At 71.7% G+C, this 14,379-nt stretch carries 14 protein-coding genes and 1 pseudogene; 6 read left to right on the forward strand and 9 right to left on the reverse strand.

Annotation, left to right across the window (positions count from 1 at the left end; all coding sequences use genetic code 11):
* Positions 1-30 precede the first annotated feature (30 nt).
* Together ACTYVM_RS26505 and ACTYVM_RS26510 are read right to left on the reverse strand one after the other, a co-directional pair.
* The gene (locus ACTYVM_RS26505) at positions 31-666 is read right to left on the reverse strand and encodes a hypothetical protein (RefSeq protein WP_445528367.1); all 636 of its coding nucleotides are present in this window, start codon (positions 664-666) and stop codon (positions 31-33) included.
* Positions 663-2,402, reverse strand: a complete 1,740-nt coding sequence (locus ACTYVM_RS26510) for a PHP domain-containing protein (RefSeq protein WP_445528368.1) — start codon at positions 2,400-2,402, stop codon at positions 663-665. The genes ACTYVM_RS26505 and ACTYVM_RS26510 overlap by 4 nt, the downstream gene beginning before the upstream one ends.
* A 381-nt stretch (positions 2,403-2,783) precedes the next feature.
* On the opposite strand from ACTYVM_RS26510, the gene ACTYVM_RS26515 reads away from it, so the two are divergent.
* Positions 2,784-4,211, forward strand: a complete 1,428-nt coding sequence (locus ACTYVM_RS26515) for an alpha/beta hydrolase (protein WP_445528369.1) — start codon at positions 2,784-2,786, stop codon at positions 4,209-4,211.
* A gap of 72 nt (positions 4,212-4,283) precedes the next feature.
* Here ACTYVM_RS26515 and ypfJ read toward each other — a convergent pair whose 3' ends face one another.
* Both ypfJ and ACTYVM_RS26525 read right to left on the reverse strand, forming a co-directional pair.
* Positions 4,284-5,168: a KPN_02809 family neutral zinc metallopeptidase gene (gene ypfJ, locus ACTYVM_RS26520; protein WP_445528370.1), complete on the reverse strand. Its 885-nt coding sequence runs from the start codon at positions 5,166-5,168 to the stop codon at positions 4,284-4,286.
* Positions 5,169-5,346: 178 nt separating this feature from the next.
* A pseudogene (locus tag ACTYVM_RS26525) lies at positions 5,347-5,901 on the reverse strand (DoxX family protein); the annotation flags it as partial.
* Positions 5,902-6,144: 243 nt separating this feature from the next.
* On the opposite strand from ACTYVM_RS26525, the gene ACTYVM_RS26530 reads away from it, so the two are divergent.
* Together ACTYVM_RS26530 and dacB are read left to right on the forward strand one after the other, a co-directional pair.
* Positions 6,145-6,342, forward strand: a complete 198-nt coding sequence (locus ACTYVM_RS26530) for an antitoxin (protein ID WP_445528371.1) — start codon at positions 6,145-6,147, stop codon at positions 6,340-6,342.
* Positions 6,343-6,404: 62 nt separating this feature from the next.
* On the forward strand, positions 6,405-7,991 hold the full coding sequence (gene dacB / locus ACTYVM_RS26535; RefSeq protein WP_445528372.1) for a D-alanyl-D-alanine carboxypeptidase/D-alanyl-D-alanine endopeptidase: 1,587 nt from the start codon (positions 6,405-6,407) through the stop codon (positions 7,989-7,991).
* An 85-nt stretch (positions 7,992-8,076) separates the two neighbouring features.
* Here dacB and ACTYVM_RS26540 read toward each other — a convergent pair whose 3' ends face one another.
* Positions 8,077-8,592 (reverse strand): GNAT family N-acetyltransferase, encoded by a 516-nt coding sequence (locus tag ACTYVM_RS26540; RefSeq protein ID WP_445528373.1) that lies wholly within the window; start codon positions 8,590-8,592, stop codon positions 8,077-8,079.
* Between the two features lie 160 nt (positions 8,593-8,752).
* Positions 8,753-9,979 (reverse strand): MFS transporter, encoded by a 1,227-nt coding sequence (locus ACTYVM_RS26545; RefSeq protein ID WP_445528374.1) that lies wholly within the window; start codon positions 9,977-9,979, stop codon positions 8,753-8,755.
* Between the two features lie 77 nt (positions 9,980-10,056).
* Here ACTYVM_RS26545 and ACTYVM_RS26550 point away from each other — a divergent pair, with 77 nt between their 5' ends.
* A complete protein-coding gene (locus ACTYVM_RS26550; protein ID WP_445528375.1) occupies positions 10,057-10,608 on the forward strand; it encodes a CGNR zinc finger domain-containing protein in 552 nt (183 codons plus the stop codon).
* A 341-nt stretch (positions 10,609-10,949) separates the two neighbouring features.
* Here the strand turns inward: ACTYVM_RS26550 and ACTYVM_RS26555 are convergent, their stop codons facing one another.
* Positions 10,950-12,146 carry a LysR family transcriptional regulator gene (locus ACTYVM_RS26555; RefSeq protein WP_445528376.1) on the reverse strand — a complete coding sequence of 399 codons (1,197 nt, stop codon included), beginning with the start codon at positions 12,144-12,146 and terminating at the stop codon, positions 10,950-10,952.
* Here ACTYVM_RS26555 and thmT point away from each other — a divergent pair.
* Both thmT and ACTYVM_RS26565 read left to right on the forward strand, forming a co-directional pair.
* Positions 12,124-12,321: a 2-hydroxymuconate tautomerase gene (gene thmT, locus ACTYVM_RS26560; protein ID WP_445528377.1), complete on the forward strand. Its 198-nt coding sequence runs from the start codon at positions 12,124-12,126 to the stop codon at positions 12,319-12,321. The two genes, ACTYVM_RS26555 and thmT, sit on opposite strands and share 23 nt — an antisense overlap.
* A 30-nt stretch (positions 12,322-12,351) precedes the next feature.
* Positions 12,352-12,483: a hypothetical protein gene (locus tag ACTYVM_RS26565; protein WP_445528378.1), complete on the forward strand. Its 132-nt coding sequence runs from the start codon at positions 12,352-12,354 to the stop codon at positions 12,481-12,483.
* A 51-nt stretch (positions 12,484-12,534) separates the two neighbouring features.
* Here ACTYVM_RS26565 and paaK read toward each other — a convergent pair whose 3' ends face one another.
* Both paaK and paaI read right to left on the reverse strand, forming a co-directional pair.
* Positions 12,535-13,881: a phenylacetate--CoA ligase PaaK gene (paaK, locus tag ACTYVM_RS26570; RefSeq protein WP_445528379.1), complete on the reverse strand. Its 1,347-nt coding sequence runs from the start codon at positions 13,879-13,881 to the stop codon at positions 12,535-12,537.
* Positions 13,878-14,363: a hydroxyphenylacetyl-CoA thioesterase PaaI gene (gene paaI / locus ACTYVM_RS26575; RefSeq protein ID WP_445528380.1), complete on the reverse strand. Its 486-nt coding sequence runs from the start codon at positions 14,361-14,363 to the stop codon at positions 13,878-13,880. The genes paaK and paaI overlap by 4 nt, the downstream gene beginning before the upstream one ends.
* Between the last annotated feature and the right edge of the window lie 16 nt (positions 14,364-14,379).

Here is a 14,379-nt window from a genome sequence, read left to right on the forward strand (position 1 = left end):
TCCGGCGCGTGCCGCCGACCGGGCCCGCCGTCAGCCGTGATCGGCGCAGCAGGGCGTGGGGTCGGGCACCTCGAAGGGGGCGAGGAGGCCGCCCGCGGCGGGCACGAGCGGCAGCACGAGCTGTCCGTCCTGCCACAGGGGGCGCACATGGTCGCGCGTCGTCACCGGGGTGTCCGGATCCGGGCCGCCGCCGGAGCCGGACGGAGCGCCGACGACGGTGACCCGGTCGATCGCGGAGTTCTGGAGGAGGAAGCGCAGCGGGACCGTGCCGACGAGGTGCCCCACGCCGGGGTAGACGACGGCACGTCCCTGTTCGCGGGTGTGCTGCTCGGCCGCCGCCAGGGCGGCGCCGTCCGCGTAGGCGGCCGGGCCGTGCCTCAGGACGCCGAGGGCGGCGCCGGACGGTGGCCGGTCCTCGGCCGCGAGGAGGGTGACGAGCCGGTGCCACACCGACGAAGCGGTGTCCGCGTCCGGCAGTGCCAGGGAGACGGCCAGGTGCGGTCGTTCGCCGCCGCGGACCGGGTGCGTGCAGGCGACGGTGGCGTCCGGCAGGCCGAGCCGCGCCACCAGGTCCTGGGCGAGGTGGTCGGCGCCGCGCAGGTCCGCCGACCCGGCGTCCACACCGATCACGGTGGGGACGCCGGGCCGGCCCGTTGTACCGGTCATGCGGGCAGGACCCACATCGGGTTGGAGTAGAACCACAGGTCCTTCCACGGGTCGGCGTCGCCGAGCACGTCCATCGCCGGTCCGGCCGGGTCCACGGCGGCACCGCGCAGGCCGACCGCCGTGCGGTTGCCGTCGGTGCCGCGCAGCCGCACGTACACCGGCTTGTCCACACGGCCGAGGGAGTACGTCAGCCGCACCGAGCCGGTGGACTTGTTCACCTCGAAGGACTTGACGACCTTGGTGTCCGGGGTGATGAACGCGTCCTTGTCGGAGACGCGGCCGGTGACGTCGCCCTGGATCACGTCGACCCGGGCCAGCTTCGGCACGAACTGCGCCCAGTTCGGGCCGCCTGCGAGGCTGATCTCGACGACCAGGTCGACCTGGCTGCCGCGGCGGACGTGCAGTGCGTCGCCGAGGGTGACGGACTTGCCGCCGGAACGCAGTTGCGCGTCGAGGCCGCTGATCAGCCCGCCGTGGTCGACCCAGACGCGGCCGGCGCGGATGCCGTCCATGACCGCCTGGTAGGAGAAGGAGGCGGCACCGACGTGCGTGCGGGAGTACTGGCCGGGCCAGAAGTCGCCGTCGCCCAGGTTCAGCGCGCCGCCGTGGACGGGGTCGTCGTAGCGGCCGTTGGCGTCGAAGTCGCTGCCCGGCCCGCGGACGGAGGAGTCGGCGTAGACGCTGTGGGAGTCGGAGTTGGCGGTGATCCACCAGGGCTTGCCCTCGGCCAGCAGGCTGTCCCACAGACCGCCCACGGTCGCGGTCATCCAGTCGAAGCCGCCCCAGGTGCGGTAGCTCTCCAGCGGGTAGCCGGAGAAGGAGTCGGCGCCGGGGCTGCCGTCGTAGTAACCCCGGCCCGAGCCGGGGCCGCCCGGCGCGGGCAGGCCCGCGGCCTGGTGGCCGGGGGCGCCCTCCATGCCGACGGCGATCGTCGGCTGCGCGTCGCGCCAGGCGCGGATCTCGTGCGGGGAGTCGATGCCCTTGCGGGCCGGGTGGTTGGCCAGGAACAGGGCGTCCTTGACCTTGCGGCGCTTGACCTGATCGGCGAGGAAGTCGACGCCCGCGATGGCGAGCGCCTCGTTGGCGGAGTTGTTCGCGGTGGCGCTCTTCACCACCCCGTCGAAGGAGTTCTCGAACTCCTTCAGCACGGCCACCTCGTTCGAGCCGGGGTGGACGAAGACGGTGCCGTGCTCGGCGGCCGGGATGTTCCACTCCAGCCCCTGGAAGACCAGCGTGTCGGTGATCTGCCCCCGGGCGGCGACGATGTCGGGGTTGACCTTCTCCACACCGATCTTGGCGTGTGCTTCGCTGCCGTGGTCGGTGATGACCATCCAGTCCAGGCCGTGCGCGTTGGCCTGGCGCACGTGGTCGACGACCCGGTACTTGCCGTCGGAGCTGTACTGGGTGTGGATGTGGTGGTCGCCGGACAGCCACACGTATCCCCCGGAGCGGGCGGACTGCGAGGACTGCTGGTTCTGGTTCTGGTTCTGGCCCTGGTCGCCCTGGGACTGGGACGCGGCCGCCTGTCCGGCACCGGCGAGCACACTGCCCGCCGCCAGTCCGGCGCCGAGCAGCCCGGTACGGCGCAGCATGGACCGGCGGGACAGCTGGTCGGGCGTCAACTCCGCGTCGGGGACCTCGAGATCGAGCGCCGGAGGCAGGGATCCGCCGTCCGTGCCGTGCCCGTGGTCGTGGTGGTGGTGATGCCCGTGGGCATGACTGTGGCCGTGGCCCATGTCCGAACTCCTGCCGTCCGTCCGTTCAAAGCATGTTCGAGCGGCGCCCATGCTGGGCCGTCGCCACCAACACGGTGCGAACGACCGGTGACATCCCCGGATACGACAGGCGGCATCCCCACCACGGTCGCGCGACGCCGGGCGCGCGACCCACGGATCGGTGTCCGTCGCCGGGCGCCGGCTCCGATTTCTCGCACGGAACCTCGCGCCGGCGGGGCTGTTGGGCGCAGGCTGGTGCAGCGCCGTAGGCCGGACACCGGGATGTGGGAGGAAACGGGGATGCGGAGGAGACGGGGCACGGCGGAGATGCCGACGACACGGGCCGACGACACGGGGGTGCGGGGGATGCGGAGTTGGCGAGGGATCAGGGGTTGGCGGGGGATGCGGAAGGTCCCCGGCGGGCGCGGGAACGGGAGACCCGGGAGGCGGGGTGCGGCCGTACTGGCCGCCGTCAGCCTGCTGACGCTGTCGGGGACGTGCACGTCCGCGGCACAGGACCGGTCGGACGCGGCGCCGGCCGGGGGGAACGGGGGACTCTCCGGCGCCGCGGCCTGCTCGGGGCTGAAGGGTTTCACCTGCGCCACCCTGACCGTCCCGCTCGACCACAGCGGCGGTGTGCCGGGCCGGCTGGGCCTGAAGGTCGCGATGGCGGACAACGTCAACGCCCCCAAGGGGGTACTGCTCTTCCTGACCGGCGGTCCGGGCCAGCCGGGCGTGCCGTTCGTCGGCCAGCTGCGCGAGAAGCTGACGCCGGTTCTGAAGGACTACCGGCTCGTCATGATCGACCAACGCGGCACCGGCGACGCCGCGTTGCGGTGCCCGCGGTTGCAGCAGGAGATGGGGTCGTCCGACCTGACCCCGCCCACGGCCCGGGCGGTGACGGACTGCGCCGCCGCCATCGGCGCCAACCGCCGCTTCTACAGCACCGGTGACACGGTCGCGGACCTGGACCTGCTGCGCCGGGCCCTGGGCGTGCGCACGATGACGCTCGACGGCGTGTCGTACGGCACGTACACCGCGGAACGGTACGCCCTGGCCCATCCGCAGCACGTGGCCCGGCTGGTCCTGGACTCGGTGGTGCCGCAGACCGGTTACGACCCGATGGACCGCGCCGCCCTGCGCGCCGCGCCGCGCGTGCTGGCGGCGGCCTGCCGGGCGACGGGCTGCACCACGGACCCGGCGGCCGACCTGGCCGAGGTGATCACCCGGTACGGCAACGGCATCGACGTGATGGACGCCCTGACCACCTGGGAGTTCGTGGACCCGGACTACACGGCGGTGATCGACGCGCTGCACTCGGCGGCGAACGGCGACCCCGGACCGCTGCGGGGCCTGATCGCGGGCGTGCGGGAGGGAAGCGCGGCGAGCGCCGAGGAGCTCAGCCAGGGGCTGCACGCCGCCACGCTGTGCCTGGACGGGCGTTACCCCTGGGGCAGGGCGGACGCTCCGTCAGCCGGACGCCGGGAGGCGCTGGGGAAGGCCGGTGCGGAGCTGACACCGGCCGACTACGGCCCCTTCGACTCCGCCACGGCGACCGGCCTCGGTTCGATGCTGAGCTGTCTGCACTGGCCGCGCACGCCGGTGCCGCCGCTGCCGCCGGAGCACCGCAGGCTGCCGGGCGTGCCGGTCCTGCTGCTCGGCGGTGACCGGGACCTGTCGACCCCGCTGGAATGGCTCCACGACCAGAAGAGGCTGACGCCGCGGGCCCAGGTCGTGGTGGTGCCGGGTGCGGCGCACTCGGTGCAGAGCCGGGCGGCCGACGACAGGGGTCGCCAGGCGGTGTTCGCGTTCCTGCTGGACCGGCGCTGACGGCGATGCCCGTACGTACGGCGAAGGCCCCGGCCGGGAGGGAACCCGGCCGGGGCCTTCGCCTTCGCGTCGTCAGATGGCGCCGGAGAAGGTGTCGCACTGGGCCGGAGAGCCCGTGGTGTACCCGACGGTGAACCAGTGGACCCGCTGCTGCGAGCTGCCGTGGGTCCATCCCTCCGGGTCGACGCGGCCCTGGGTGCGTTCCTGGATGCGGTCGTCGCCGACGGCCTCCGCGGCGCCGAGGGCTTCGCGGATGTCGGAGTCGGTGAACGGCTTCTCGAAGAAGCCGGTGGTGACGGCGTTCTCGGTCCAGACCCCGGCGTAGCAGTCGGCCTGGAGCTCCAGCCGGACCGAGCCGCTGTCGGCTCCCGTGCGGTCCCGGCCGACGCGGTTCATGGTGCCCAGCAGGTTCTGTACGTGATGCCCGTACTCGTGGCCGATGACGTACGCCTGCGCGAAGGGGCCGCCCTTGGCGCCGAACCTGTCCTCCAGTTCACGGAAGAAACCGAGGTCGAGATAGACACGGTGGTCGGCCGGGCAGTAGAACGGGCCCATGGCGGAGCCGGCCCGGCCGCACCCCGTGTTCCACGTGCCGGAGACCAGGTCGGTTCCGGCCTTGGTGTAGGACTGCTGGTAGTGCTCGGGAAGAGCGCCCTGCCAGTAGCGCTGGATACTGTTGACCACGCCCACCACACGGCATTTCTCCGACTGGTTGGCGTCGCTGCCCTTCTGGCACTTCGCGACCAGGTCCTCTCCCTGCTGCCGGGTGGCGGAGTTCGAGCCGCCGCCACTCAGGAGCCCCGCCGGGTTGACGCCCAGGAGCAGTGCGACGACCACCACGACGACGCCGATGACGCCGCCGCCGATGGTGAGCCCGCCTCCCGGAAGGCCCCCGCCGCCGCTGCCCCTGTCCTCGACCTGAGAAGCATCAAGATCCACGTCATCGCGGAATTCCATGGGTCGTTCGTCTCCCGGGAGTTGGTGATCACCCCATTCTGCCCGGTCACATGGACTGGTCGTGTCAGGGCGGGCGATGACGTCCCACCGGTCGTCGGACCACGGCGCTCAGCCGGCCCCGGACCCGCACGGTTCCACGAACCGCGGGGTCTTCGGCCGGTCCCGGCGCCGCGGGTAAGAGACTGAGCGTGATCGCGGCGGCCGCGCCGCCCAGGCCCAGGGCGACGGCCGCCTCCCTCCAGCCACCCGAGCCCCATCGGAAGAACCGGTCGACGGCCAGCCGGCCCGGGCCGAGGGCGGCGATCCCGAGGGCGACGACGGCGATGCACACGTTGTACTCCACACCGCCCTCCGCCTCCCACAGACCCTGGGCGCCGGTGACGGTCGCCATCGCGTTGATCATGACTCCGATCAGGGCGGCGGCCGCGAGCGGGGTCAGCAGCCCGCAGGCGAGACCGAGGCCGCCCAGGAACTCCGACAGACCACCGATCGCGGCGAACAGCCGTCCCGGGCGGTAGCCAAGAGCGGCGAACCCCTGCCCCGTCGCGGTCAGGCCGCGCCCCCCGAAGAGCCCGAACAGTTTCTGCGCGCCGTGCCCGGCCATCAGCAGCCCGAAGGTGAGCCTGATGAGCAGCAGACCGCAGTCGGCGACGGTCACCGTGACCGCGGCGGCCTGCGGCCCCACCGGTTCCGTGCCACGGGAGGGACGGAACAGAATGCGGTTCGTCAACATGGGAGTGCTCCAGTAGGAACGCCGGAACGGGCGTTACCCCCGACTCGGACGCGCCGAGTCACCGGTCGGGTGAGCCGCGCGCACAGCGCGTGGCCACCCCAGTACCGATCCTTCCGCAGCGGGTGCGGTCGTGCATCTGGTCCCGCGCCCCTGTCGCCCCAGTACCTCACGACGAGGTGCCGGGCCCGCGTCATGAGATCATGGAGCCCGACTACTACAGCCCCGTAGAGGAGTGGCACGCGCATGTTCGACCAGCTGAAGAGCCTGAAGGGCAAGGTCGAGGGCATCGCCGAAGCCCACGGCGACAAGATCTCCGACGGCCTGGAGAAGGTGGGCGACTTCATCGACGGCAAGACCGGCGGCAAGCACAGCGGCACGATCGACACCGTCGTCGACAAGGCACAGGACGCCGTGGGCAAAATGGGCAAGCACAAGGGCTGAGCACCCGGCCGCACCCACGGGGGTCTGTTGCCGTCGCCCGGGATCCGGGATGCTCCTGTGACATGAGGAGACCCGTGAGACGCACCACCGGTATGCGCCACTGGATCTGGCCCGCCGTCGCCGCCGTGGCCGCGGCGACGTTCAGCTGGAGCTCGCCCGCGAGCGCGGACGGTGACCGGACCGGGCTGCCGGAGGCCATCGACACGATCCTCGGCGACGCTCGCATGGACGGCGGCGCCGCGAGCGTCGTCGTCGCCGACGCGACGACCGGCGCGGTCCTTTACCAGCATCTGCCGAGCGGGCGGCTCATGCCCGCCTCCAACACCAAGTTGCTCACCTCGGCCGCGGCCATGGCGCTGCTCGGCCCCGGCCACCGCTTCACCACCGACGTCCTGTCGACCGGTGCCCGGCACGGCTCTGTGCTCAACGGCGACCTGTATCTGCGCGGCACCGGCGATCCGACCCTGCTCGCCGAGGACTACGACCGGCTCGCCGCCGCGCTCGCCGACTCGGGGGTGCGGCGCGTCACCGGGCGCCTGGTCGCCGACGACACCCGCTTCGACGACCAACGGCTCGGCCGCTCCTGGGCCTCCGACGACGAATCCTCGTACTACTCGGCGCAGACCTCCGCGCTGAGCGTCGCCCCCGACACCGACTACGACACCGGCACGGTCATCGTGCAGGCGGAGCCGGGAGACAAGCCCGGCGACCGGCCGCGGGCCGCCGTCACCCCGGCCAATCACTACGTCCACCTCGACGTGCGCGCGACCACCGTCGACCGGGGCGGCCCGAGCGACCTCACCGTCGAGCGGCAGCACGGCACCAACACCGTCACCATCAGCGGCACCCTGCCTGTCGGCGGCGCCACCGCCAAGGAGTGGGTCAGCGTCTGGGAGCCCACCGGCTACGCCGCGGACGTCTTCCGCGACGCGCTGGCCGCGCACGGTGTGCGCGTCACCGGGGCGACCCGACTCGGCGAGGCGACCCCCCAGGGCGCGCACAGGCTCGCCACACACGAGTCCATGCCCCTCAAGGAGTTGCTGATCCCGTTCCTGAAGCTGTCCAACAACATGCACGCCGAGGCACTGACCAAGGCGATCGGCTACGAGACCTCCGGGCGCGGCACCTGGGATGCGGGCCTCAGCGGCATCAGCGGCTACCTGAAGCGCGTCGGCGTCGACCCGGGCAAGCTGCGCCAGGTCGACGGTTCCGGGCTGTCCCGGATGGACAGCGTCCCCGCGGACCAGCTCGCCAAGCTGCTCCTGTCGGTGCGCACCGAGCCCTGGTACGCCGACTGGTACCGGGCCCTCCCGGTGGCCTGTGACCCGGACCGCTTCGTCGGCGGTACGTTGCGCTCGCGTCTGTGCGGCACGCCGGCCGCGCTCAACGCACGTGGCAAGACGGGGTCGTTGACGGGCGTGTCGGCCCTGTCGGGTTACGTCACCGACGCGGGCGGACGCGAACTGGTCTACAGCGTCGTCCTCAACAACTATCTCGTCGGCTCCGTCGAGAGCATCGAGGACGCCATCGTGGTCACCCTCGCCTCGTCCGACGAGAACCGGGCGCTGACAGTGCGGCCGAAGGCCCTCCGGAGCACGGAGAGCAACGGGGACCTGGAGTGCTCGTGGCGCAAACCGGTGCGGTGCTGAGACACCCCTGGGCGCTCGCGCGGACTGCCGGGCGGTCCGCGCCGAGCGGGGCCGGGGCTCAGCACGGGCCGCGCCGGGCCGCTCATCACGGCTCGCTCGCGGTCAGATGACGGACCAACACGCGGATGGTGCTGCCGTCGTCCTCTGTGATGTCCCGGACATGCTCGAAACCGATTCCGTCCAGCAGGGCCAGCGAGGCCTTGTTCGGTGCGGCTACGGTGGCGTAGACCTCGGTCAGCCCGAGGGTGTCGAAGCCATGGGCGACGATCGCCTCTGCCACCTCGGTCCCCAGGCCGAACCCCCATGCCGCCGGGGCCAGAGCGTAGATGATCTCGTGGCCTGCGACGACGTCGGTCGGCTTGATCTCGGCATGCCCGACCAGGAGTCCGTCCCGACGGACAGCCCAGACATCGAACAGTTCCCGGGCGTAGACCTTCGTGAAGATCCGCCCGAACAGGGCCCGGTCTGCTGCTTCGGAAGCAGGGCCGTCACCCATCCACCGCGACACCCTGGTGTCCTGGAACAGGGCGACGAAGTCCTCTTCGTCCTCAGAAACATACGGCTCCAGCAGCAGCCGCTCGGTGCGCAGAGTTGGGGTCACGGGCGGCGACGCTACCCACGCGGCATCCAGGCCGGCAAACGACTTTCACCTACGCCGAAACGCCTTCCCAGCACCGTCTGGCCCGATCGGCCGGCATCTGACTGATCATCTCCCGCGTTTCTGTCAGGCAGCGCCGGTCCGCGAACCGGGCGGACCGCCCCTACGCGGCGCCCGAAACCCTGCGGCGCACCGGTCCCGCGCCATTGCAGAGACTGGGTGACTGCGGCGTCACCCGGAGGTGGAGCGCGGCGAGCAGCAGGCAGAGCGCGGCCATCGTGGACCACAGCGTGGTCGTTCCCGCGCCGGCCAGCAGCTGGGTACCGAGGAGGGGAGCGAGCGTCGCGGCGATACCCCAGCTGGTACCGAAGACGGCCAGGTAACGGCCGCTTCCGCCGGGCGGCGCGAGGTCGGTGACGAGTGCGTAGACGCGACCCATGACCAGGAGGTCGCCGAGACTCCACACAGCCGCCGAGGCGAGCAGCGTGGGCAGGGTGCGGGAGAGGGCGTAGCCGGCCAGCCCTGCGGCCAGGAGGAGATGGGCGAGGGCGAGCGCGGCGGGCGTCGTGAGCCGGCTCGTCCAGGGAAGCCGGATCAGCGGCTGGGCGAGCACGGTGGTGGCTGCGGCGGCGGTGAACAACAGCCCGGCGTCGGCGGCGGGCAGGCCCTGCCGCGCAAGCGCGAGCGGCAGGGTCATCACGGTCTGCTGATTGATCAGGGCGTAGGCGGTTCCGGTGGCCAGAACGCCCAGCAGCCTCCGGTCCCGCAACGGTCGCACGGCGGTGTCGTCCTGTTTCACTGCGGGCGGAGCCGGACGGTCGCGGGGAAGGGCCAGACCGATCAGCAGCGCACAGGCCAGGCAGCTCGCGGCGTCGCTGACGAAGAGCCAGCGCAGGTCCCAGCGCCCCAGCAGGGCGGCGAGCAGTCCGGCGCCCATGCCGCCCGCCGCGAGCGCGGCGCTGAACAAGCTGAACGCGCGCACCCGTTGTGGCTCGGGCACGGACCCGCCGATGATCGCCTGGCTCGGCGGCTCGTAGAGCTCGAAGGCCAGCCCGAGCACCACAGCCCCGGCGACCGCGCACGTGAGCGACGAGGAGGCCGCGATCGCCAGCTGAGCCACGGCGCATCCGCAGAGCCCGAGCACGATGGTCGTACGCGGGCCGATCCGGTCGGCCAGCCCTCCCCCGGCCAGTCGCGAGGGGATCGTCGCGAGCCCGAAGACGGCGCTGACCAGCCCGGCGGTGGTCAGGCTCGCCCCATAGTCGGTGCAGATCAGCGCGGTGAGAAAGGGAAGCGAAAAGGCCCCGAGTTGGTTCACGACCCGGGCGAGCAGCAGCAGGCGGACGGTGCGGGGCAGCGGTTCCGGGCGCAGCACGGCACCTCCTGTCACTGGTGAAGTGTGTAATGTCAGTGACGGGTACCGTAGGCAAGGGAAAGGTAACTGGTCAAGTGCTGTTCGACAGTCACATGAGGGCTCTGCTTGACGCTTCGGTGGCGCTCGTCAACGCGCTGACCGACGGCGAGGCGCGCGGTCGTCCCTACGTCGCCCCCGAGGGCGCCGAGCGGGTCGGCGCGGTCCGCGTGGCACTCTCCGCCGGGACAGACCTGGAACTCGGCGAGGCCGACCGCTTGGCCGACACCGCCCGCGCCCTGCGTACCGTGTTCGAGGCCGTGGCCGCCGACAACCTCGACGATGCGGCCCCCGCCCTCAACGCGCTGCTGCGTGAGACCGGCGCCCGCCCCCAACTCGACCGGGCTCCCGGAGAGCCGTGGCAGGTCCACTTCCACGGCGCCGACGATTCCTATGCCGTCGGTTGGAGCGCCGGCTGCGCCACCGGCCTCGCCATGGCCCTCGGCGGGGACTGTGCCGGGCGCCTCGGGGTCTGCGCAGCACCGCGCTGCGACCGGGTCTATGTGGACATCTCCCGCAACGCCGGGCGCCAGTTCTGCTCGACGGCCTGCCAGAACCGGGTCAAAGCAGCGGCATTCCGTGCGCGGCGCGCGAGCGACGACACGTGAACCTCAACCCTTTGCCTGTGCGAACCGGGGACCCTGCCCTCCAGTCCGGCCGGCCCCGCGACGCATCCGGGTCGGCCGGCTCGGCGGCGGGCACCCCGGCACCCGGCCGGACCACGTCGGTGGCGACAAGACACCCCATGCGGTTGCCGGGTCAAGCCGCCGCAACCGCCGCTACCTCTACGAGCGTCCTCCTCGCAACTACCTGACAGGCCGCGCGCGCCACCTACAGCGAGGCCCGCTCCTCCGCACTCAACACCATCGCCGCCGACCCCGAGCTCGGCCCGATTCCAGGCCATGCGCACCGCCCGGAACTGAGCCGCCAGGGCCCACACCGGACACGCCTAGGGGAGGTGGTAGCCCGGCCCGCCCGTGACTCGGGATTCGGTCGGCTCGACTGCGGCTGTGACTGTGGCTGTGGCTGTGGCTGTGGCTGTGGCTGTGGCTGTGGCAGCCAACAGCTCGTCCAGGACGACCCGGACGGCGGGATGCTGGGTGCCACTGCGACGGGTCGCGGCAAAGACCGAGCGGGTCACGGGCACGGTGAGCGGGTGGAGCACCACGCCTGAAACAATGTGGCGTACCGCCATCCGGGGCACCAGTGCCACGCCGATTCCGGCCGCCACCATGGCCAGGACGGCCGGGAAGTCCCCGCACTCAGCGATGATCCGTGGGACGAACCCCGCATTGCCGCACGCGCGTTGGGACATCTCGAAGCAGGTCGTGCGATGCGGGGCACTGATCCAGGCGCGGTCGGCGAATGTGGCCAGGTCGGCTGGTTCAGCGACCTCCACGCCTTCGTGAGCCCCTGTCGCACCGGGCAGGGCGACCACCATCGGGTCGGTGGCAAGCTCGTGGCGCTCGCACCCCGGGGGCAGCGCCGCGGGCAGGAAGTCGTAGGTGTGCGCGATGGTGAGCTCCACCTCGCCGCGGCGCAGCGCGGTCAGGCCGTCCGACGGATCCATCTCGGTCAGGCGCAGATTCAGACGGGTGCCGTGGCGCGCCGTGAGTCCCGTCCAGGCTCGGGGGAGCAGCGCGGCCATCGCGGATGGGAAGGCGGCGATCCGGACCGTGCCGGAGACCTCGGCTCGTAGCGCGACAAGGTCCGCCTCGGCAGCCGCCATCTGGTCCAGCATCACCTCGGCGTGGGCCACCAGCACCCGCCCGGCCTCGGTCAGCCTCAGTTTGCGGCCGTCCCGTTCGAGGAGACGGGTGCCGACTTCCCGTTCCAGCGCGGTGAGCTGCTGGGAGACGGCGGGAGCAGTCAGATGAAGCGCCTCGGCGGTGGCAGAGACGGTGCCGTAGCAGGCGAGGATGTGGAGCAGGCGAAGCCTGCGCATCTCCAACACAAAAGCGAACCTTAGCAATTCGCGTGAAAAACCTACATGGACGTTTAACCGTCGAATCGGCAGACTCGGAGGCGTCGCGGCGCACACCAGCGGCCCACGCAGGCGGGCCCAGACCCGCGACGCGCCCCAGCGGCATGTACCAGCCACTCGTACCGGAAGGAGCACACCCATGCCGATGATCACCGTGGACATGCGTGAAGGCCGCACCGTGGAGCAAAAGCGGGCCCTCGTCCAGCGCCTCACTGACGCCTTCGTCGAGACCTGCGATTGCCCACCGGACGGCGTCTGGATCGTGCTGCGCGATGTGTCGACGGACAACTGGGCGATCGGCGGCCGGCTCCAGTCCGACGGTCCCGTCGAGGCGTGAGGGCTCCCGCTCAGGCGGGGAAGTGTTGGGGTGCCAGGTCGCCACGCGGCGACCTGGCCCGCCCTCGGCACCGGCTTCGGGCTCGCCCGGACCGTCGCGCTGCGCGACACCGCCCGGGATACACCCGTCGGCGCCCGTCTCGGGCAGAATCCGGCGCCCTGACCGTCACGCCGCGGCCGGTGAGCACCGGCCCGCTGCGGTCAGGGCCGGTGCTCACCCCTTGCGCAGATCACGGACCCGGCGGATCTTGCCCACCGAGCGCTCCAGGCTCTCCGGGTCGACCACGCGCACCTCGACGCTGATGCCGACCGAGTCCTTCACGCCCTTGGTGATCGCCCTGGCGGCCGTCTCGCGCTGCTCCGGGCCGGCGCCGGGGCGGGCCTCGATGTGGACCGTCATGTGGTCCATGCGGCCGCGCCGGGTCAGCTGGATCTGGAAGTGCGGGGCGACGTCGGGCACGCGCAGCACGACCTCCTCGATCTGGCTCGGGAAGACGTTCACACCCCGCAGGATGATCATGTCGTCGCTGCGGCCGGTGATCTTCTCGATGCGGCGGAAGGCCGGGCGTGCGGTGCCGGGCAGCAGGCGGGTGAGGTCACGCGTGCGGTAGCGGATGATCGGCAGGGCTTCCTTCGTCAGCGAGGTGAAGACCAGTTCGCCGCTCTCGCCGTCGGGCAGCACGTCACCGGTGATCGGGTCGACGACCTCGGGACAGAAGTGGTCCTCCCAGACGTGCAGTCCGTCCTTGGTCTCCACGCACTCCTGCGCCACACCCGGGCCCATGACCTCCGACAGGCCGTAGATGTCGACGGCGTGGATGTCCATGCGCTCCTCGATCTCGCGGCGCATCGCCTCCGTCCAGGGCTCGGCGCCGAAGATGCCGACCTTCAGGGAACTGGTGCGCGGGTCCACGCCCTGCCGCTCGAACTCGTCGAGCAGGGTCAGCATGTAGGAGGGCGTGACCATGATGATCTCGGGCTCGAAGTCCCGGATGATCTGCACCTGGCGCGCGGTCATGCCGCCGGACGCGGGGATCACGGTGCAACCGGCCCGCTCGGCTCCGTAATGCGCGCCGAGGCCGCCGGTGAACAGGCCGTAGCCGTAGGAGACGTGGACCTTGTGGCCGCGCCGGCCACCCGCCGCGCGGATGGAGCGGGCGATGAGGTCGGCCCAGGTCGACAGGTCGTTGTCGGTGTAGCCGACCACGGTGGGGCGGCCGGTGGTGCCACTGGAGGCGTGGATGCGCCGGACCTCGGACATGGGGACGGCGAACATCCCGAAGGGGTAGGTGTCGCGCAGGTCGGCCTTGGTCGTGAAGGGGAAGCGGGCCAGGTCCTCGAGGGAGCGGCAGTCGTCGGGCGTCACGCCGGCCTCGTCGAACTTCCTGCGGTACAGCTCGACGTTGTCGTAGGCGTGCCGCAGCGTCGCCTTCAGACGGCTGAGCTGCAGCTCACGGAGCTCGTCGCGGGTCAGGCGCTCGCCGCTGTCCAGCAGCTCGTCCGGGAGGGGCTGTCCCAGCCGGGGCCCCTGTCCCACCGGGGCCGTGACTTCGCTGCTCATGGCGACTCCTTCGTCTTCTCGCTTCGTAGGCTGCGGCTGCGCCCGCGGAACTCCGCGATCACCTCGCCCTCCCGACTCCCGCCACCGTCCTCGGCGGACCGCGCTTCGCGCGGGCTGTCGTCGATGCGCCGGACGCTCACGTCGTAGATCCCGCTGCGGCCGTACCGGGTGCGCTCGCAGGCGGTCGCCACAAGGACGTCGCCCTCATGGGCGGGGGCGACGAAGACGATGTCGGCCGCTGCCGCGACCGTCACGGGGCCGTGACTGTTGCAGGCGCAGGCGAACGCCGTGTCGGCGAGCAGGAAGAGAAAGCCGCCGTGGGCGATCCCGTGCCCGTTGACCATCGCCGGCGTCACGGTCATCCGCACCTCGGCGATCCCCTCGCCGTGGTGCGTCAGTTCGATGCCGAGATTCCGGGAAGCCAGGTCCGCGGCGAACATCGTCTCCACCGGACCGCGATCCACGTCCGTGGCCTGCGTCACGTTTTTCACCACCTTG

Source organism: Streptomyces cyslabdanicus (assembly GCF_052663305.1).

What these genes read in the sequence shown, in the direction of transcription:
- thmT (WP_445528377.1), top strand. Translation starts at nt 12,124, where the DNA reads ATGCCGATGATCACCGTGGACATGCGTGAAGGCCGCACCGTGGAGCAA.
- paaK (WP_445528379.1), bottom strand. Translation starts at nt 13,881, where the DNA reads ATGAGCAGCGAAGTCACGGCCCCGGTGGGACAGGGGCCCCGGCTGGGA.
- ACTYVM_RS26550 (WP_445528375.1), top strand. Translation starts at nt 10,057, where the DNA reads ATGAGGGCTCTGCTTGACGCTTCGGTGGCGCTCGTCAACGCGCTGACC.
- ACTYVM_RS26510 (WP_445528368.1), bottom strand. Translation starts at nt 2,402, where the DNA reads ATGGGCCACGGCCACAGTCATGCCCACGGGCATCACCACCACCACGAC.
- ypfJ (WP_445528370.1), bottom strand. Translation starts at nt 5,168, where the DNA reads ATGGAATTCCGCGATGACGTGGATCTTGATGCTTCTCAGGTCGAGGAC.
- ACTYVM_RS26530 (WP_445528371.1), top strand. Translation starts at nt 6,145, where the DNA reads ATGTTCGACCAGCTGAAGAGCCTGAAGGGCAAGGTCGAGGGCATCGCC.
- dacB (WP_445528372.1), top strand. Translation starts at nt 6,405, where the DNA reads ATGAGGAGACCCGTGAGACGCACCACCGGTATGCGCCACTGGATCTGG.
- ACTYVM_RS26515 (WP_445528369.1), top strand. Translation starts at nt 2,784, where the DNA reads ATGCGGAAGGTCCCCGGCGGGCGCGGGAACGGGAGACCCGGGAGGCGG.
- ACTYVM_RS26555 (WP_445528376.1), bottom strand. Translation starts at nt 12,146, where the DNA reads ATGTCCACGGTGATCATCGGCATGGGTGTGCTCCTTCCGGTACGAGTG.
- ACTYVM_RS26505 (WP_445528367.1), bottom strand. Translation starts at nt 666, where the DNA reads ATGACCGGTACAACGGGCCGGCCCGGCGTCCCCACCGTGATCGGTGTG.